The 17,934-nt window shown below is 63.4% G+C and carries 18 protein-coding genes; 1 reads left to right on the top strand and 17 read right to left on the bottom strand.

Annotated elements, in window-relative coordinates; all coding sequences use genetic code 11:
- Positions 1-82 precede the first annotated feature (82 nt).
- Both IT775_RS09190 and IT775_RS09185 read right to left on the bottom strand, forming a co-directional pair.
- Complete coding sequence (locus tag IT775_RS09190; protein WP_212700805.1) at positions 83-3,205, bottom strand: efflux RND transporter permease subunit; 3,123 nt, start codon at positions 3,203-3,205, stop codon at positions 83-85.
- A complete protein-coding gene (locus IT775_RS09185) occupies positions 3,202-4,497 on the bottom strand; it encodes an efflux RND transporter periplasmic adaptor subunit (protein ID WP_212700804.1) in 1,296 nt (431 codons plus the stop codon). Before IT775_RS09185 ends, IT775_RS09190 begins: the two co-directional genes overlap by 4 nt.
- Positions 4,498-4,816: 319 nt before the next feature.
- Here IT775_RS09185 and IT775_RS09180 point away from each other — a divergent pair, with 319 nt between their 5' ends.
- Positions 4,817-5,200: a carboxymuconolactone decarboxylase family protein gene (locus IT775_RS09180; RefSeq protein WP_212700803.1), complete on the top strand. Its 384-nt coding sequence runs from the start codon at positions 4,817-4,819 to the stop codon at positions 5,198-5,200.
- Here the strand turns inward: IT775_RS09180 and IT775_RS09175 are convergent.
- The 15 genes from IT775_RS09175 to IT775_RS09105 form a co-directional block, all read right to left on the bottom strand.
- Complete coding sequence (locus IT775_RS09175; protein ID WP_212700802.1) at positions 5,197-5,913, bottom strand: LrgB family protein; 717 nt, start codon at positions 5,911-5,913, stop codon at positions 5,197-5,199. The genes IT775_RS09180 and IT775_RS09175 overlap by 4 nt on opposite strands.
- Complete coding sequence (locus IT775_RS09170) at positions 5,906-6,286, bottom strand: CidA/LrgA family protein (RefSeq protein WP_343231123.1); 381 nt, start codon at positions 6,284-6,286, stop codon at positions 5,906-5,908. Before IT775_RS09170 ends, IT775_RS09175 begins: the two co-directional genes overlap by 8 nt.
- A 133-nt stretch (positions 6,287-6,419) precedes the next feature.
- Positions 6,420-7,859 carry an NADH-quinone oxidoreductase subunit NuoN gene (gene nuoN / locus IT775_RS09165; RefSeq protein WP_212700801.1) on the bottom strand — a complete coding sequence of 480 codons (1,440 nt, stop codon included), beginning with the start codon at positions 7,857-7,859 and terminating at the stop codon, positions 6,420-6,422.
- A 15-nt stretch (positions 7,860-7,874) separates the two neighbouring features.
- Positions 7,875-9,422 (bottom strand): NADH-quinone oxidoreductase subunit M, encoded by a 1,548-nt coding sequence (locus IT775_RS09160; protein WP_212700800.1) that lies wholly within the window; start codon positions 9,420-9,422, stop codon positions 7,875-7,877.
- Positions 9,422-11,557, bottom strand: coding sequence for an NADH-quinone oxidoreductase subunit L (gene nuoL / locus IT775_RS09155; protein WP_212700799.1), 2,136 nt, complete (start codon positions 11,555-11,557; stop codon positions 9,422-9,424). The genes IT775_RS09160 and nuoL overlap by 1 nt, the downstream gene beginning before the upstream one ends.
- Positions 11,558-11,562: 5 nt before the next feature.
- On the bottom strand, positions 11,563-11,868 hold the full coding sequence (gene nuoK / locus IT775_RS09150) for an NADH-quinone oxidoreductase subunit NuoK (protein ID WP_212700798.1): 306 nt from the start codon (positions 11,866-11,868) through the stop codon (positions 11,563-11,565).
- 52 nt (positions 11,869-11,920) lie between these two features.
- A complete protein-coding gene (locus IT775_RS09145) occupies positions 11,921-12,064 on the bottom strand; it encodes a hypothetical protein (protein ID WP_212700797.1) in 144 nt (47 codons plus the stop codon).
- 34 nt (positions 12,065-12,098) lie between these two features.
- Positions 12,099-12,707 (bottom strand): NADH-quinone oxidoreductase subunit J, encoded by a 609-nt coding sequence (locus IT775_RS09140; protein ID WP_212700796.1) that lies wholly within the window; start codon positions 12,705-12,707, stop codon positions 12,099-12,101.
- Complete coding sequence (locus IT775_RS09135; RefSeq protein ID WP_212700795.1) at positions 12,704-13,111, bottom strand: carboxymuconolactone decarboxylase family protein; 408 nt, start codon at positions 13,109-13,111, stop codon at positions 12,704-12,706. Before IT775_RS09135 ends, IT775_RS09140 begins: the two co-directional genes overlap by 4 nt.
- Positions 13,108-13,602: an NADH-quinone oxidoreductase subunit NuoI gene (gene nuoI / locus IT775_RS09130; protein ID WP_212700794.1), complete on the bottom strand. Its 495-nt coding sequence runs from the start codon at positions 13,600-13,602 to the stop codon at positions 13,108-13,110. Before nuoI ends, IT775_RS09135 begins: the two co-directional genes overlap by 4 nt.
- A gap of 1 nt (position 13,603) precedes the next feature.
- Positions 13,604-14,644, bottom strand: a complete 1,041-nt coding sequence (gene nuoH, locus IT775_RS09125; RefSeq protein ID WP_212700793.1) for an NADH-quinone oxidoreductase subunit NuoH — start codon at positions 14,642-14,644, stop codon at positions 13,604-13,606.
- 7 nt (positions 14,645-14,651) lie between these two features.
- A complete protein-coding gene (locus tag IT775_RS09120; protein WP_212700792.1) occupies positions 14,652-15,044 on the bottom strand; it encodes a hypothetical protein in 393 nt (130 codons plus the stop codon).
- A complete protein-coding gene (nuoG, locus tag IT775_RS09115; RefSeq protein ID WP_212700791.1) occupies positions 15,044-17,062 on the bottom strand; it encodes an NADH-quinone oxidoreductase subunit NuoG in 2,019 nt (672 codons plus the stop codon). The genes IT775_RS09120 and nuoG overlap by 1 nt, the downstream gene beginning before the upstream one ends.
- 6 nt (positions 17,063-17,068) lie before the next feature.
- A complete protein-coding gene (locus IT775_RS09110; protein ID WP_212700790.1) occupies positions 17,069-17,479 on the bottom strand; it encodes a DUF5333 domain-containing protein in 411 nt (136 codons plus the stop codon).
- Between the two features lie 106 nt (positions 17,480-17,585).
- Positions 17,586-17,933, bottom strand: coding sequence for a hypothetical protein (locus IT775_RS09105; RefSeq protein ID WP_212700789.1), 348 nt, complete (start codon positions 17,931-17,933; stop codon positions 17,586-17,588).
- Between the last annotated feature and the right edge of the window lies 1 nt (position 17,934).

Below are 17,934 nucleotides of genomic sequence, written 5' to 3'. Positions count from 1 at the left end.
AGGCGCTGGCCCGAAAGCGCCGCGCCCGTTCCACCGGCACGGATGATCCTCCGGCCGGTGAAACGGGTGTTACGACGCATTTTCAGGACACGCCGGAAATGGCGGCGGAACGGGCTTGCGTCTTCGCGATACGGATCAACCCGAGATCATGGAGGATGGCAAATACCGCCGGTGTCACGAACAGCGCCAGCAGCGTCGCCCCGGTCAGCCCGAAGGCGAGGCTTGCCACGATCGGCCGCAACAATTGGGCCTGGGTGCTTTGTTCGAACAGAAGCGGCGCGAGGCCGGCCACCGTGGTCAGCGAGGTAATGAAAATCGCGCGGAACCGGTCGCCCGCCGCGTCGCGCGCGGCGTCAAGCATATCGGCGCCCCCCTGCAAGCGGTCCTTGATGAACACCACCAGCAGTATTGAATCGTTCACCACAATCCCCGCCAGCGTCGCCAGCCCGACAAGGCTCGGAAGCGAGATCTGCAGCCCCAGTGCCATGTGGCCCCAGACCACCCCGACAGCGCCAAGCGGGATCACCGCCAGCACAGCGATGGGTTGCACGAAGCTGCGGAACTGGAACGACAGGATCAGGTATACGCCGATCAGCCCGATCGCCAGGTTGCGCAGCAGCGACCCGCCAGTCGTCGCCGTATCCTTGGTTTCGCCGATGATGGACACCGACACGCCCGGCCGCTTCTGCGCCAGCCCCGGCAGGTAATCGGCCTTCAGCGCCGCCATCAATTCGCGCGCATTCGCGACCGCCGGATTGATCGTGCCCTGCACCGATACCGTGCGCTGCCCGTCGATGCGCTGAATGCTGGCATAGCCGCGCGACGCGGTGATGTCGGCCACCACCGACAACGGCACCAGCGCACCGTCCTGACCGCGCAGCCGCAGCGCCGCGATATCCGAGGCGGCGGCGCGGTCGTCCGCGTCCAGCCGCGCAACGATGTCGATCGTGCCCTGCGCGTCGCGCAGTTCCAGCCCGGTATCGCCACGGAAGGCCGCGCGCAACATCGTCGCCACGTCCCGCGCGGAAATGCCAAGCGCGCTGGCCGCCTCGGGGCGCAGGGTGACGATATATTCCGGCTTGCCGGGCTTCAGGTCATAGCTGACATCGCGCACCCCGGCGAAATCGAGGAAGAAGCGCCGCATTTCGCGCGCCGTGGCCTCCAGTTCGGCAAGGTCGGCCCCCTGCAGCCGGATATCGATGGGCTTGCCGCCGACGCCGCGTTCCTTGTCGGTGAAGCGCAGCGCCGCCATGTCGGGCAGCGGCCCGGTGGCCTTCTTCCAGGCGTCGAGGATCGCCGTCACCTCGGTCGTGCGCACCCCGGCGGGCAGCAGCCGCGCGCTGATCGTCGCCATATGCGGCCCGGTTTCCGGCGTGTCGGCATTGACGCCGTAAGACACCGTGTAGCTTTGCACCAACGCCTGCCCGCCGGGCTGTTCCGGCGTCAACTTTTCGTTGATCTTCTCGAGCGCGACGACGGCTTTCCTCACCCGCTGCTCGGTGCGTTCGAACGGCGAACCCTGCACCAGCAGAAACCGCGCCTCGACGGTGTCGCTTTCAAGCTGCGGGAAGCTCTGGAACTTGATGAACTTGCCGGTATAGGGCGTGAGCGAAAACAGCAGCAGGAACCCCGCAAGCCCCAGCGTCAGGTAGCGAAACCGCAGGCTGAGCGCCGAGAGCGGGACAACGATACGATCCCGGATCCAGTCGAAGCCGCGATTGACGGCGGCGCTGACCCGGCCCGGCCCGTCATCCTTCAGGCTGTGGCTCAGGTGGTTGGGCAGGATCAGGAAGGCTTCGATCAGGCTGACGATCAGCACGATCATCAGGGTGATTGGGATGTATTTCAGCACCGCGCCGATATTGCCGCTCATGTAGGCCAAAGGCCCCACGATCATCGCCGTCGTCAGGAACGACGCCAGAACCCCCGGCGCCACCTGCGCGGCACCGTTCACGGCGGCGTCCAGCGCGCTTTCCCCGGCGCGGCGGCGGCGTTCGATATTTTCCGAAATCACGATCGCGTCGTCCATCAGCAACCCGATCGCCACCAGCAGCGCCACCATCGTCATCATGTTGATGGTCAGCCCGAAAACCTGCATCGCGAAAACCGCACCAAGGAAGGACACCGGCAATCCCATCGACACCCAGAACGACAAGCGCAAGCCGAAGAACAGCCACATGGTAACCAGCACGAGCGCAAGGCCCTGAATGCCGTTGGTACTGATGATCCGAAGCCGTTCGGTGATGTTGGAGGTGGTGTCCTGCGAAATCTCCAGCGTGATGTTTCCGGACGCCGCGGCCCGCGCCTCGGTCAGGCGGGCCTGCAGCACGGCCATGACGCGCAGCGCGTCCTGGCTTTCTGTCTTGGTCACGTTGATCAGCGCCGCCCGTTGCCCCTTGAAATAGGCTGCCTGCCAAGGATCCGCAAAGCGCGTGGTGATCGTGGCGACGTCGCCCAGCCGCACCTCGGCGCCGCCCGGCGACCCGGTCAGCGGGATCGAGGCCAGTTCCCCCGCACTGCGCCGTTCGCCCAGGAAGCGGATCAGCGCGTCGCCCTGATCGCCCTCCAGGGTGCCGGCGGGCATGTCGAGGCTGCTGTGGGTCAGCGCCGCGCCCAGATCGGCGATCGTCAGGCCGAACCGTTGCAACGCCGCGGATGACAGTTCAACCGCGATTTCGCGATCCGAAAAGCCCGAAACCGTCGCCCGCGTGATCTGCGGGTCCGCGGTCAGGCTTTCGGCCAGTTGGTCGGCATAGGCCAGCAGCACATGCGGATCTTCCGGCCCGGTCACCGCCACCGTGGCGACGCTGGCGATGCGTTCGACGATGCGGCCGACGGGGCGCTCGGACTGGTCCGGCAATCCGCTGACGCCGTCAACGGCCGCGGTCACGTCATCGTAAAAACGCTGCATGTCGGCGCCTTCGACGATCTCGGCGGTCAAAACGGCCTGGTTGTCCCGCGACAGGCAGGACAGTTCGGCCAGGTTGTCGACCGCACGGACCGGGTCTTCCACCGCTTCGCATATGCCGCGCTCCACCTCCGCCGGGGACGCGCCGGGATAGGCGATGCGCACTTCGACCTCCGAGGGCGCTACGACCGGGAACGTGTCGCGCTGCAGGGTCGGCAGCGCCACAAGGCCCAGCACGATCAGCGCCAGCATCAGGATGTTGGCGGCGGTGGGATGCGTCGCGAAAAGGCGGATCATTTGGCAGGCTCCGCTCCTAGGGCCAACCGCGCGATTTCGGCCTTGAGCGCCTTGTCCTCCATCGGTTTCACCGCCATGCCCGGCACCGCGACCGCCGGGTCGGTAACGACCAGCTGTTCGCCCGCCCCGACCCCGCCGGTAATCACCGCGATCGATCCGACGCTATAGGCGGTCTCAACCGCGCGCGGTTCCAGCTTGCCCTCGGCGTTCACCACCAGAGCGCGCCCATCGCGCACCGCGTCCAGCGGCGCGGCCAGCACGTCGCGCGGCGGCGCGCTCAGCTCGACCGATACGAAGGTGTTGCGGCGCAGCGGCGGGCGCTGCCCGGCGGCGGCCTGCCCCAGCGGATCGTCGATCCGCACGACAATGCCGGTGCTTTGGGTACGGGCATCGATCGCCTCGGCAACCCGCATGACCTGCGCATCCCAGGATGCCACGTGGCCCGGCGCCGGCAACCGCACCTTCGCCTTCAAATCCATCACGGTCCCGCCCGGCCCGAGCGCGCGGACAACCGGCCCCATGCGTCCGAGCGGGAACTGCGCGGCGACCTCCACCGCGTCGATCCCCTCGGCGGTCAGCAACGCCTGACCGCGGTTGACGACCTGGCCTTGCTCTGCCGCGACCGAGGTGATGCGCAGGTCATAGGGCGCCGTGATCGTCGTGAAATCGAGTGACCGCGCCGCGCTGGCCCGCTGGGCGACCAGAACATCCCGTTCGGCAGCATTCAGCGCCAACTGGTTGTTGATTTCGGCCACCTTGCCGCGCGCGGCGAGTTCCTGGCGCCGGGCCTGATCCAGCGCCGCCGCGCTGGCGACGCCGCGTTCGGCAAGGTCTTCCTGCCGGGTGACGTCGTTGCGGCTAAGCTCGAGGTCCTTTTCGACAAGGTCGAGGCTGACCGCGAGCGTTTCGTTCTTCACCTCCAGCGCCCGCATCTGCGCGTCGATCTGGGCCAGCGTCAGCTTGATATCGGCATCGTCGATCCGCAGCAGAACCGTGCCGCCCGGCGCGATCTCGCCACCGGCAAGCAGGTCCGAGGTCTCGACCACCTCGCCTTCGACCCGGGCGACGGCGCGCCATTCGCGCGCCGGCTGTATCTGCCCGTACCCCACCGTGCGCGGCGTCAGCATCACCGGCTCAAGCGTGATGACCCGCACCGGCGTCGGCGGACGCTGGCGTTCCTTCCCGGCCGGCGGCTGCGCCAGTTGATCCGAATACGCAATGGAAAGCGCTCCAAGCGCCAAAGGCACAGCCACGGCGAGAACCCGCGACAGCCCTGCAAGCCAAATCGTCATCTCCAGAATTCCCTGATGAAATCAGGCATCAGGCTACATCCAACGTCGTCAAATGCACAATTGAGAATATTAAGATGAAGTCAAAAAAGATGGCCCACCATCGTCGTGAAAGACGGCCTTTGACCGGCAACCATGGCGTTTGTGATCTTTCGGTGTCAGCATGAATAGGCCGGTCACGCGATGGCCCCGGGCCCCCGTCATCCCGACGTGCTTTTCCGCCTCTCGGGCGCTATCAAACTCGCAAGGCGCGATGGATCACCTCTCAAGCCCGGAGCACGACATCATCACCGGCGGGGCTTCAAATAGGAAAGGCAAGGTAATGTATGTTTTTGACGAAGATCTGTTCCTGAAAGGACTCGAGCAGCGTAAATCCACCCTCGGCGCAGACTATGTCGAGAAATCACTCGATGCTGCCGATGATTTCAATCGCCCCTTTCAGGAAGCGATGACCGCATGGTGCTGGGGCTTCGGCTGGGGCGACGATGTGATCGACGCCAAGACCCGGTCGATGATGAACCTCGCCATGATCGGGGCCTTGGGCAAGATGCATGAATGGGAACTTCACCTGCGCGGCGCGATCAACAACGGTGTCAGCAAGGAAGAAATCCGCGCCATCATCCATGTCATCGCGATCTATTGCGGCGTGCCGCAGGGGATCGAATGTTTCCGGTCGGCCCGCAAGGTGCTGGAGCCGGAGACCTAAAGCACCAATGCCACGATCAGCGGGGCGATCAGGCTGGTGAGGATCGCGTTCAGCGCCATGCCGATCCCGGCGAAGGTTCCGGCCAGTTCGTTGACCTGAAACGCCCGCGCGGTGCCGATGCCATGCGCCGCCACGCCCACCGCGAACCCGCGCGCGCGCCAGTCGGTGACCCCCATCGCGTTCATCAGCGGCGTCACGGTGATTGCGCCGATGATGCCGGTCAAGATCACCAGAACGGCCGTCAGCGTCGGCAATCCGCCAAGCGCCTCGGAAATGCCAAGCGCGACCGGCGCGGTGGTGGATTTCGGGCTCAGCGATACGATCACCTGATCGGGCAGACCGAAGGCCTTGGCCAACAGTACCGCCGACAGTGCCGCGACCACCGATCCGACCAGCAGCGCGGCGAGGATCGGTCCCGCCGTCCGGGTCACCGTGCGCAGGTTGGCGTGCAGCGGCACGGCCAAAGCGACGGTCGCCGGGCCAAGCAGGAAATGGATGAACTGCGCACCCTCGAAATAGGTTTCATAGGGCGTGTCCGACAGCCACAGGATCGGCGCGATGATGATGACGGAAAACAGCACAGGGTTGGCCAGCGCCCGCCGCCCCAGCCGCATAGCGACCGCTTCGGCGGCGACATAGACAACGATGGTGCAGGTCAGCCAAAGCAGCGGTTCGGTGGACAGGTAGCTCCAGATCCGGGCGACGTCAGTCATTGCCGCCTCGGGTCAGGCGGTGCACGGCAAGGAAGGTCGCGACACTGGCGATCATCGCGATCACCGTGCTGACCACCAGAACGACGGCGATCGGCAGCCAGTTGCGCGACAACAGGTCCAGGTTGCCGACCACGCCGACACCGGCAGGCACGAACAGCAGCGACAAATGCGCAAGGATGCCCCGCGCAGTCCCTCCAATGCTTTCGGCCAGCGACGGACGCAGCCAGAGCAGTGTGAACAGCAGGACGAAGCCCAGAACCGGCCCCGGCACCGGCAGCGACAGCCCCCGCGCAGCCGCTTCGCCCGCAAGCTGGCAGGACAGGATGACGGCGATGGCGTTGATCATGTGTTGCTGCTCCCCCTGTTCAGACACCTAGGCCCCTGAAAATTCACGATAACCAAGAGGGTGTTTCGAGGCGAGGGTTTTATCGGTAACCCCTGCCCCGGCGCAAAAGAAAACGGCGCGCCACAAGGCGCGCCGTTGTCGGATCAGTTTGCGTTGCGGGTCAGTTGACCAGCGTCGCCGCCGCGGCCTCGGCAATGCCTTCGATGCCGAACATGTTGAAGATGCCCAGAACCATTACCGCCGCGGATGCCATCAGGAAGCCCCACAGGACCGGCGAACGGGTCTTGTCCAGCGGTTCGGCCTCGCTACCGAAATACATGTAGTAGACGATGCGCAGGTAGTAGAACGCACCGATCACCGAGGCGATCACGCCCAGCACCGCCAGCCATGCCAGACCGGCATCATAGGCGGCCTTGACCACGTAGAACTTGCCGAAGAAGCCCAGCATCGGCGGCACACCGGCCAGCGAGAACAGCAACACAAGCATCGCCAGCGCCTTGCCCGGCTCGGACTTGGAATACATGTTCAGCGCGTTGAGGTCGGTCACCGGCGCGCCGTCCTTTTCCATCGACAGGATGAAGGCGAAGGTGCCGACGTTCATCGTCACGTAGATCACCATGTAGATCAGCAGCGCCTGCACCCCGAAGGCGGTCCCTGCGGCCAGCCCCATCAGCGCATAACCCATGTGAGCAATCGACGAATAGGCCATCAGCCGCTTGATATCACGCTGCCCGATCGCCGCCACGGCGCCGACGAACATCGACAGCACCGACAATAGCGCGATCACCTGGCTCCAGTCCGCGGTCACGCCACCGAAGGCATCATGCAGCACCCGCGCGAACAGCCCCATCGCGGCCATTTTCGGCGCGGTGGCGAAGAAAGCGGTGACCGGGGTGGGAGACCCTTCGTAGACGTCCGGGGTCCACATGTGGAACGGCACGGCGGAAACCTTGAAGGCCAGGCCGGAGATCACGAAGACCAGGCCGAACAGCAGGCCCAGCGAGGCATGACCGCCCGAGGCCGCTTCGATGATACCGGAAAACAGCGTGGTGCCGGCATAGCCATAAACCAGCGACGCACCGTAGAGCAGCAGACCCGAGCTGAGCGCGCCCAGCACGAAGTATTTCAGCCCCGCCTCGGTCGACTTCACACTGTCGCGGCGGATCGCGGCGACCACGTAAAGCGCCAGCGACTGCAGTTCCAGCCCCATGTAAAGCGACATCAGGTCTCCGGCGGACACCATCATCATCATGCCGACGGCGGCCAGCGACAACAGTACCGGGTATTCGAAGCGCAGCATGTTCTTGCGCGACATGTAGTCCTGGCTCATCACCAGCACGGCGGCGGCGGAAAGCAGGATGGTCACCTTGGCGAACCGCGCGAAGGCGTCGTCATGGAACATGCCGCCGAAGGCCACGTTGGTGCCCTGCCCGCTGAGCCCGATCAGCGCGGCCAGCAGCACCATCACCACGGCGGTGGTCCAGGTCAGCAGCCCGGCCAGCTTGTCCTTGCCGGTATAGACGGCGGCAAGCAGACCCAGCATCGCGTAAACCGCAAGCAGGATTTCGGGAAGGATAATGTTCAGATCGGCCTGGATCATCTCTCAGGGCTCCCGTTAGTGCGATGCGGCGACTTGGGTCGCGCCGGGCGCGTCCGCAAGAGCCATGTCATAATTGTGGACCAGCGCCTCTACCGAGGGGCCGATGATGTCGGTGACCAGCGACGGGTAGACGCCCAGCAGCAGGGTCATCGCAACCAGCGGCGCGAAGATGCCCTTTTCACGCGGGGTCATGTCCCGGATCGTCTTCAGGCTTTCCTTGATCAGGTCGCCGAACACCACCCGGCGATAGAGCCAGAGCGCGTAGGACGCCGACAGGATCACGCCCGAGGTCGCCACCAGAGCCACCCAGGTATTGACCTGGAACACGCCCATCAGGGTCAGGAATTCACCGATGAAGCCCGACGTGCCCGGCAGGCCGACATTGGCCATGGTGAAGAACATGAAGATCAGCGCATAGGCCGGCATCCGGTTCACCAGACCGCCATAGGCGTCGATTTCGCGGGTATGCATCCGGTCATAGATCACCCCGACGCACAGGAACAGTGCGCCCGAGATGAAGCCGTGGCTCAGCATCTGGAAGATTGCGCCGTCGATCCCCTGCTGGTTGGCGGCGAAGATGCCCATCGTGACATAGCCCATATGGGCGACCGACGAATAGGCGATCAGCTTCTTCATGTCCTCCTGCACCAGCGCGACGAGCGAGGTGTAGACGATGGCGATGGCCGACATCCAGAACACCAGCGGCGTCAGGATATCCGCGCCCACCGGGAACATCGGCAGCGAGAAGCGCAGGAAGCCGTAGCCGCCCATTTTCAGCAGGATCGCGGCCAGAACCACCGACCCGGCGGTCGGCGCCTGCACGTGCGCATCGGGCAGCCAGGTATGGACCGGCCACATCGGCATCTTCACCGCGAAGGAGGCGAAGAAGGCCAGGAACAGCAGCGTCTGCATCCCGCCCACGACATGGATGCCGAGGATCGAGAAGCTTTCCGATCCGAACTGGTGGTTCAGCAGCGTCGGGATGTCGGTGGTACCGGCATCGGCATACATCGCGATCATCGCCACCAGCATCAGCACCGAGCCGAGGAAGGTGTAGAGGAAGAACTTGAACGAGGCGTAGATCCGGTTCTTGCCGCCCCAGATCCCGATGATCAGGAACATCGGAATGAGGCCCGCTTCGAAGAACAGGTAGAACAGCACCAGGTCCAGCGCCATGAACACGCCCAGCATCAGCGTTTCCAGCAGCAGGAAGGCGATCATGTATTCCTTGACCCGCTTTTCCACGCCCCAGCTGGCCCAGATGGTCAGCGGCATCATGAAGGTCGTTAGCAGCACGAAGAGAACCGAAATGCCGTCGACGCCCATCTTGTATTTCATGCCCAGCAGCCATTCGTGTTCTTCCACGAACTGGAACCCGGTATTGGAGGGATCGAATTCCGCCAGGATGAACAGCGACACCAGGAAGGTCACCACGGTGGCGATCATCGCAAGCCATTTGGCGTTGCGTTGCGCGGCCGCATCTTCGCCGCGCAGGAACAGGGCGAGGATCGCCGCCGCCAGCGCGGGAATGAATGTGACCAGAGAGAGCAGACTGTCGTTCATTAGTGCGCTCCTCCGCTGAGCGTCATCCAGGAGATCAGGACCACGATGCCGATCACCATGGCAAAGGCATAAGTGAAGATGTAACCGGATTGCGCCCGGCCAGCGAGGCGGGTGAAGAAGGGAATGATCCCCATCGCCACGCCGTTGATGGTGCCGTCGATGACGTTGCCGTCACCGCGTTTCCAGAAGAAGCGGCCGATCGCCTTGGCCGGCTGAACGAAGACGAAGTCGTAGATTTCGTCGAAATACCACTTGTTCAGCAGGAACAGGTAGAGCGGGCGATTGACCTCGGCCACCTTGGCCGGCAGCGCCGGATTCCAGATGTAGAACCAAAGCGCGACCACGAACCCCAGAGCCATCGCGATGAACGGGCTCAGCTTGACCCAGGTCGGCGCATGGTGCGCGTCATCCATCACGTGATTGTCGGGATGCATGAAGATCGCACCCTGCGGCGCCATGCCGTGATCTGCCGCGGCGTGCTCCTCCGACGCTGCCGGGGCAGCTTCGCCATGGCCGGTGTCGGCGGCGGCGAGGGTGTCGGCTGCGGCTTGTTCCTCGCCATGCCCCGCAGCTTCGCCTTCTGCCGCGGCTTCATGATGAACCGGGATGCCGAAGAAAGCGTTGACCTTGTTGTGATCGCCGAAGAACGATCCGTACCAGATCATACCGGCGAACACCGAACCAAGCGCCAGAACGCCCAGCGGAACCAGCATGACTTTCGGGCTTTCATGCGCGTGTTCATGGGTGTGCTTGTTGCCGCGTGCCTCGCCGTAGAAGGTCAGGAACATCAGCCGCCAGCTGTAGAAGCTGGTGAACAGGGCCGCGATGACCAGCATCCAGAAGGCATAGCCGCCGTTCGTGCCGGCCCAAGCGCTTTCGATGATCGCGTCCTTGGACACGAAGCCGGCAAAGCCGATCCAGCCGGACAGCGGAATGCCGACACCGGTGATAGCCAGCGTACCGATCATCATCGCCCAGAACGTATAGGGCAGTTTCTTGCGCAGGTTGCCGTAATTCCGCATGTCCTGTTCGTGATGCATGCCGTGGATCACCGAACCGGCGCCGAGGAACAGCATCGCCTTGAAGAAGGCGTGGGTCAGCAGGTGGAACATGGCGACCGAATACACCCCGACGCCCGCGGCCACGAACATGTAGCCGAGCTGCGACATCGTCGAATAGGCGATCACGCGTTTGATGTCGTTCTGCACCAACCCGATGGTCGCCGCGACAAAGGCCGTGGTGGCGCCAAGGAAGGTGATGAAGGCGGTCGCTTCCGGCGCGTATTCCATCAGCGGCGACATCCGGCAGACCAGGAACACACCGGCGGTCACCATGGTCGCGGCGTGGATCAGGGCTGACACCGGGGTCGGGCCTTCCATCGCGTCCGGCAGCCAGGTGTGCAGGAACAACTGCGCCGATTTGCCCATCGCGCCAACGAACAGCAGGAAGGCCAGCAGGTTCGCCGCATTCCAATCGGTCCACAGGAAGGTCAGCTGGGTTTCCGCCAGTTGCGGCGCCGAGGCGAAGATGTCGTCGAAGCGGATGCTGTCGGTCAGGAAGAACAGCCCGAGGATCCCCAGCAGGAAACCGAAATCGCCAACCCGGTTGACCACGAAGGCCTTGATCGCGGCGGCATTGGCCGAAGGTTTCTTGTAATAGAAGCCGATCAGCAGGTAGGACGCAACGCCCACGCCTTCCCAGCCGAAGAACATCTGCACCAGGTTGTCGGCGGTCACCAGCATCAGCATGGCGAAGGTGAAGAACGAAAGATAGGCGAAGAAGCGCGCCTTGTAGCTTTCGCCCTCTTTCCAGTTCTCGTCATGCGCCATGTAGCCGAGGCTGTAAAGGTGCACCAGCGCTGATACGGAGGTCACGACGATCAGCATGATCGAGGTCAGCCGGTCGAGCCGGATCGACCATTCCGCCGACAGCGTGCCGGACTGGATATAATCGAGGATATGGATGTGCTTCACATGCGACGGGTCATGGGTCAGGAACACGACCCAGGACAGCAGGCAGGCCAGGAACAACAGGCCCGTGGTAAGATATTGCGCGCCCTTCTCGGAGACGACGCGCCAGCCGAAACCGGCGATCAGCGAGCCGACGAGCGGTGCGAAAAGAATGATCGTTTCCATCGGGCTCAGCCTTTCATCACGTTGACGTCTTCGACGTCGATGGTGCCGCGGTTACGGAAGAAGCAGACCAGGATCGCGAGGCCGATGGCGGCCTCGGCGGCGGCCACGGTCAGCACGAACAGCGTGAAGACCTGGCCCACCAGATCACCGAGATAGCTGGAGAAGGCGACGAGGTTGATATTCACCGCCAGCAGCATCAGTTCGATCGACATCAAGAGGATGATGACGTTCTTCCGGTTCAGGAAGAGACCGAAAATGCCGATGACGAACAGCGCGCCGGCCACCGTCAGGTAATGTTCAAGTCCTATCATGTCTGTCCCTCCGGGCCCTGGCCCGTCTTCTGTCTGGAGCGCGAAGCCCCGTTTATTCCGTTTCACCCTGGCGGCGTCTCCGCCACCAGCGCAGCGCGACCCAACCGAGCCCCGCCTTTACAATCCAGATCGCGGCGATCCCCGCCGCCCCGACCGTCCCGATGACCACCTTGGCCTGGACGATCAGATCAATCATGCCGCGGCCCCGGGGGCCTTGGCTGGGACCGGGGTCAAAGCCCCTGCCCCGGTTTCACGTCCTTCAGTTCCATCGCCTTGGCCGGGTCGCGCCACATCTGGGCCAGCACGTTCTGGCGCTTAATGTTCTGGCGATGGCGCAGGGTCAGCACGATCGCGCCGATCATCGCGACCAGCAGGATCAGCCCGGCCAGCTGGAACAGCAGGAAATACTTGTCGTACAGCAGCATGCCGAGCGCGGCGGTGTTTTCCACGCCCTCGGGCATCACCGCGGCGCGCGCGTCCTGTGCGTGTTCGGCGTAATCCCAGACGCCATAGGCCAGGCCGAACTGCATCAGGATGACCACCCCGATCAGCAGCGCCAGCGGCATGTATTTCGCCATTTCCGCCTTCAGCTCGGCGAAATCGATATCCAGCATCATCACCACGAACAGGAACAGCACCGCGACCGCCCCCACATAGACGATGACCAGAAGCATCGCGACGAATTCCGCCCCCAGAAGAACGAACAGCCCCGCCGAGGACAGGAAGGCCAGGATCAGCCACAGCACCGAATGCACCGGGTTGCGGCTGATCACGGTGAACAGCCCCCCGGCGATGGCGCAGATCGCGAACAGATAGAATGCCAGCGCTGCAATCGTCATGTTTCTTTATCCTCTTTGTCGTCCATGACCTCACGGGCCAGTTCCATGCCCTTGGTCATGGCGGGAATGCCGGCAAACATCGACATCTGCGCGATGGTTTCGGCGATTTCATCCTTGCTGGCCCCGGCTTCGAGCGCATGTCGCACCGTCATCCGGAACCCGGTTTCGTTCTGCGCGCCCTGCATGGTCAGCCCGGCGAGCGTCAGCAAAAGCCGCGTCTTGGCGTCCAGCCCGTCCTTGCTGATGCCCTTGCCGAAGGCCATTTCCATCATGTCCTTGGGCATGGTGGGCCACAGCGCCTCGAACCCTTTCGGAGAAAAGGATTCCAGCGCCGGGTTGACGGCTTTCGCCATCGCCTGGGCCTGCTGCATCATCAGCTCGAAAGGGTTGGTGGGGTCGCTCATCGGTAGGGGGCGTCCAGTTCCAGGTTACGGGCAATTTCGGCTTCCCAGCGGTCGCCGTTCTCCAGCAGCTTTGCCTTGTCGTAGAACAGTTCTTCGCGGGTTTCCGTGGCGAATTCGAAATTCGGACCTTCTACGATGGCATCCACCGGGCAGGCTTCCTGGCAGAAGCCGCAATAGATGCACTTGGTCATGTCGATGTCATAGCGCGTGGTGCGGCGGGATCCGTCGTCGCGCGGTTCGGCGTCGATGGTGATCGCCTGCGCTGGGCAGATCGCTTCGCACAGCTTGCAGGCGATGCAGCGCTCTTCCCCGTTGGGATAGCGGCGCAGCGCGTGTTCGCCGCGGAAACGCGGGCTAAGCGGGCCCTTTTCATGCGGGTAGTTCAGGGTGGCCTTGGGGGCGAAGAAGTATTTCAGCCCCAGCTTGAACCCTTTCACGAAATCCGCGAGCAGGAAGTATTTGGCCGCGCGGCCGTAATCGATCTGAGTCATATCAGCCCCCAATCGCCCAGCGGGCATAAGCACCGCCGAAGGCTTCGAATTTTGCAAGGAAGGCCACGATCACCACCCAGCCAAGCGACAGCGGCAGGAACACTTTCCAACCGATCCGCATCAGCTGATCGTAGCGGTAACGCGGGGTGATCGCCTTGACCATCGAGAAGATGAAGAAGACGAAAAGCATCTTGCCCACCATCCACAGGATACCGTCGGGCAGGCCCGGGATCGGCGACAGCCAGCCGCCGAAGAACAGCAGCGAGGTCAGCGCGCACATCAGCACCACGGCCACCAGTTCGCCGATCATGAACAGCAGGAACGGGGTCGAGCTGTATTCGACCTGGTAGCCGGCCACCAGTTCCGATTCCGCTTCCGGCAGGTCGAACGGCGGACGGTTGGTTTCGGCCAGCGCCGAGATGAAGAACAGGAACAGCATCGGGAAATGCGGCACCCAGTACCAGCTGAACAGGCCGTAGTTGCCGTCCTGCGCCCGTACGATGTCACCGAAGTTCATCGAGCCCGAGGAAATGATAACGCCGACGATGATCAGCCCGATCGATACCTCGTAGGAAATCATCTGCGCGGCAGAGCGCAGCGAGCCCAGGAACGGGTATTTCGAGTTCGAGGCCCACCCGCCCATGATCACGCCGTAGACTTCCAGCGAGGAGACGGCGAAGACATACAGGATCGCGACGTTGATATCCGACAGCACCCAGTCGTCGTTGAACGGGATCACCGCCCAGGCGATCAATGCCATCACGAGGCTGATCATCGGGGCGAGAAGGAACACCACCTTGTCGGCCCCGGCGGGGAACACCACCTCTTTGACGATGTATTTCAGGAAGTCCGCAAAACTCTGCAGCAGGCCGAAGACGCCCACCACGTTGGGCCCGCGGCGCATCTGCACGGCGGCCCAGATTTTCCGGTCGGCATACATCAGGAAGGCCAGCGCCACCAGAAGCGGAATGACGATCAGGAAGACCTGCCCGATGATCACCAGCGCCATGCCTAGATATGTGTTCGCAAAGAAATCTGCCATTTGGTCCTCACACCATCGGTATTCCGTTTTCCGCGCAATGCGCGGCGACGACTTCGGCGTCGATCGTCCGCGATCCACGGGGCAGCGCCGGCGAGATGGTGTAAACCGCATCCGCCCGCCACAGGCCGCCTTGTTCATCGACATTCGTGCGCAGGTGGCGCGCGAAGCCATATCCCCGGATCAGCGTGTATTGCGCTGCCGCGCATTCCGCGTAATCCGCCACATCCTCGCCCGTGCGGGCACCGGTCATTTCCACGATGAAATTGACCAGATCGCCGTCCAGCAGCCGCGTCTCCACACCCCGATAGTCGGGACGGTATGCCATTTCCTCCGGCTGCGCCTCGACGCAACCGGCGATCGGCATCGCCGCCAGAAGGGATATGATCACGGCGCGCCGCATCACTCGGCCGCCACCGGCGCTTGTTGCCGTGCCTTGGCGTTGGCGGACAGTTCCGCCATCAGCTGGCTGGCCCGCGCGATCGGGTTGGTCAGGTAGAAATCCCTGACCGCGTATACGAAGCTGGCCTTGCCGAGCTTGTCCTGTTCCAGCGGCTGCCATTCGTTTTCGACGACTTCGTCGATCTTCGCCAGATGCGGGACCTCGGCCACCAGCGCCTGACGCAGCTGTGCAAGGTTGTCCCAAGCCTGTGCGTTACCGAGTTCCGCCGACAGTGCCCGCAGGATGGCCCAGTTTTCCTTTGCCTCGCCCGGGGCGAACCCGGCGCGGAGCGCCAGTTGCGGCCGGCCTTCGGTGTTCACGAACAGCCCGTTTTCTTCGGTGTAGGCGGCGCCCGGCAGGATCAGGTCGGCGCGGTGTGCGCCAAGATCGCCATGCGACCCCTGATAGATCACGAAAGCGCCTGCGCCGATTTCCACCTCGTCGGCGCCGAGGTTGTAGATCACCTCTGCCCCTTCGGTGGCCGCTTCGACACCGCCTTCGGTCACGGCGCCCACATCCATCGCACCGACGCGCGACGCGGCGGTGTGCAGAACCATCAGCTTGGAACCGGTGTCCTCGGCCAGTTTCTGAGCCGCGGCCAGAACGGCTAGGCCGTCGGCTTCGCGCAACGCGCCCTGCCCCACGATCACCACGCTCAGCGCGTCCTTGACGGCACCGTGGTCGCGGCCCAGCAGGCTTTCCAGCGCGGCGCGGTCGTTGCCGACATGGGCATAGTCATAGGTCAGATCAGCGGCTTCGCCGACTAGGCCGACCTCTGCGCCATTCAGCCAGGACTTGCGGATACGGGCATTCAGAACCGGCGCTTCATCGCGCGGGTTGGTGCCGATCAGCTGGATGAACTTGGCAGAGTCGATATCTTCGATGCTGGCGGTGCCGACATAGGCCGAACGGTTGCCGATCGGCAGACGCGCCTTGTCGGTCCGGCACTCGACCTTGCCACCCAGACCCTCGATAAGGTTCTTCAGGGCAAAGGCGGCCTCGACCGGGACCAGATCGCCGATCAGACCGGCGACCTTCTTGCCCTTCATCGCGGCGGCGGCGGCGGCAAGCGCCTCGCTCCAGCTGGCTTTGCGCAGCTTGCCGTTTTCACGGATGTAGGGCGTGTCCAGGCGCTGGCGGCGCAACCCGTCCCAGACGAAGCGGGTCTTGTCGGAAATCCATTCCTCGTTCACGCCGTCGTGGTTGCGCGGCAGGATCCGCATCACTTCGCGGCCCTTGGTATCGACCCGGATGTTCGATCCCAGGGCATCCATCACGTCGATGGTTTCGGTCTTGGTCAGTTCCCACGGACGGGCGGTGAAGGCATAGGGCTTCGACACCAAGGCGCCCACCGGACACAGGTCGATGATGTTGCCCTGCATGTTGCTGTCGAGCGTTTCGCCCAGATACGAGGTGATCTCGCTATCCTCGCCGCGGCCGGTCTGGCCCATCTGGGTAATGCCCGCGACCTCGGTGGTGAAGCGCACGCAGCGGGTGCAGCTGATGCAGCGGGTCATGTGGGTTTCGACCAGCGGACCGAGGTTCAGGTCGTCCGCCGCCCGCTTCGGTTCGCGGTAGCGCGAAAAATCGACGCCGTAGGCCATCGCCTGATCCTGCAGGTCGCATTCGCCGCCCTGGTCGCAGATCGGGCAATCCAGCGGGTGGTTGATCAGCAGGAATTCCATCACGCCTTCGCGCGCTTTCTTCACCATCGGCGAATTGGTCTTCACCACCGGCGGCTGGCCTTCCGGCCCCGGGCGCAGGTCGCGCACCTGCATCGCGCAGCTCGCTGCGGGCTTGGGCGGGCCACCGACCACTTCGACAAGACACATCCGGCAGTTGCCCGCGATCGACAGGCGTTCGTGATAACAAAAGCGCGGGATTTCCACCCCGGCCTGTTCACAGGCCTGAATCAGGGTCATTGCCCCTTCGACTTCGACCTCCTGGTCATCGATGACGATCTTGCGTAGGTCCGACATCTGGCCTCACTTTGCTTTCAACAGGACACCGATCTGGCTGTTGCGCGCGATCTCGGCATGGCCGAGAGTGCACAGATCGCCGGTATCGGCGGGGTTCAACCCCTTGGATTTCACATAGGCTTCGCCGCGCACGCGCATGCGGGCCTTTTCTTCATCGCTTTTGACGTAGGCGCGGATTTCCTCGTCGCTGTACCCCATCGACTTGGCTTCGTTCTTCAGAGAATTGAGAAACAAAAGCCCCTTCAGGGTGCGCGGCTTGATTTCGTCGCACTTGTCGCTGATCTCGATGGCGATCGCCACCCACAGCATGTTGTCGTCGATCTGCGGCACGTCGCGCAGCGCCGCCTTGGCGCTGACCGCATAGGTCAGGCCCAGCGTCAGGGCGGCGGCGGTCATCAGGGTCGAAATCATACGCATGTCACATCTCCTTGGTTCACAGCGGTACGCTGTGAAGAGATGCGGATACGATCGGCTGTTATGCAATAACATCCGGCGCAACGCGCTGATATGACAGGAATAATTCTCATCCGCGGCACCGTCCGGCCAAGCTGAGAGTGTCGTTTGCGAGGCTCAAGTTTTCCGCCGGCGCATCGGGGCCGGCGGTCCAGTCGACATCGGAATTGCCGAAATTGGTAACGCAGTACTTGGTCGCCTCGAAGCGGCCCGCCTCGCGCGCCGCCTCAAGGTTCTGCGAAGCCCCGGCAACAGCGATGGCGAAGGCCATCTTGTCATCCTTTTCGGCGGTCAGGCGGGATTTGAAATAGATCCCGTCAAAGGCCACGCGGTTATTGTCGCCCCGGATCTTGTCCCGAACGCCACAACCGGCCAGAAGCCCCGCCGCCAGAAGTAGGATGACCGCACCACGCATCATT

This window comes from Thalassovita aquimarina (assembly GCF_018219815.1).
Taxonomy (GTDB): Bacteria; Pseudomonadota; Alphaproteobacteria; order Rhodobacterales; family Rhodobacteraceae; genus Thalassobius; species Thalassobius aquimarinus.
This window is presented reverse-complemented; position numbering and strand designations above follow the sequence as displayed.

Bases quoted from the DNA above. Each gene is read 5' to 3' on its own strand.
- nuoG (WP_212700791.1), bottom strand. From the start codon at position 17,062: ATGTCGGACCTACGCAAGATCGTCATCGATGACCAGGAGGTCGAAGTC.
- IT775_RS09175 (WP_212700802.1), bottom strand. From the start codon at position 5,913: ATGACTGACGTCGCCCGGATCTGGAGCTACCTGTCCACCGAACCGCTG.
- IT775_RS09145 (WP_212700797.1), bottom strand. From the start codon at position 12,064: ATGATTGATCTGATCGTCCAGGCCAAGGTGGTCATCGGGACGGTCGGG.
- nuoH (WP_212700793.1), bottom strand. From the start codon at position 14,644: ATGGCAGATTTCTTTGCGAACACATATCTAGGCATGGCGCTGGTGATC.
- IT775_RS09120 (WP_212700792.1), bottom strand. From the start codon at position 15,044: ATGCGGCGCGCCGTGATCATATCCCTTCTGGCGGCGATGCCGATCGCC.
- nuoI (WP_212700794.1), bottom strand. From the start codon at position 13,602: ATGACTCAGATCGATTACGGCCGCGCGGCCAAATACTTCCTGCTCGCG.
- nuoN (WP_212700801.1), bottom strand. From the start codon at position 7,859: ATGATCCAGGCCGATCTGAACATTATCCTTCCCGAAATCCTGCTTGCG.
- IT775_RS09180 (WP_212700803.1), top strand. From the start codon at position 4,817: ATGTATGTTTTTGACGAAGATCTGTTCCTGAAAGGACTCGAGCAGCGT.
- IT775_RS09160 (WP_212700800.1), bottom strand. From the start codon at position 9,422: ATGAACGACAGTCTGCTCTCTCTGGTCACATTCATTCCCGCGCTGGCG.
- nuoK (WP_212700798.1), bottom strand. From the start codon at position 11,868: ATGATAGGACTTGAACATTACCTGACGGTGGCCGGCGCGCTGTTCGTC.
- nuoL (WP_212700799.1), bottom strand. From the start codon at position 11,557: ATGGAAACGATCATTCTTTTCGCACCGCTCGTCGGCTCGCTGATCGCC.
- IT775_RS09135 (WP_212700795.1), bottom strand. From the start codon at position 13,111: ATGAGCGACCCCACCAACCCTTTCGAGCTGATGATGCAGCAGGCCCAG.
- IT775_RS09110 (WP_212700790.1), bottom strand. From the start codon at position 17,479: ATGCGTATGATTTCGACCCTGATGACCGCCGCCGCCCTGACGCTGGGC.
- IT775_RS09140 (WP_212700796.1), bottom strand. From the start codon at position 12,707: ATGACGATTGCAGCGCTGGCATTCTATCTGTTCGCGATCTGCGCCATC.
- IT775_RS09190 (WP_212700805.1), bottom strand. From the start codon at position 3,205: ATGATCCGCCTTTTCGCGACGCATCCCACCGCCGCCAACATCCTGATG.
- IT775_RS09185 (WP_212700804.1), bottom strand. From the start codon at position 4,497: ATGACGATTTGGCTTGCAGGGCTGTCGCGGGTTCTCGCCGTGGCTGTG.
- IT775_RS09105 (WP_212700789.1), bottom strand. From the start codon at position 17,933: ATGATGCGTGGTGCGGTCATCCTACTTCTGGCGGCGGGGCTTCTGGCC.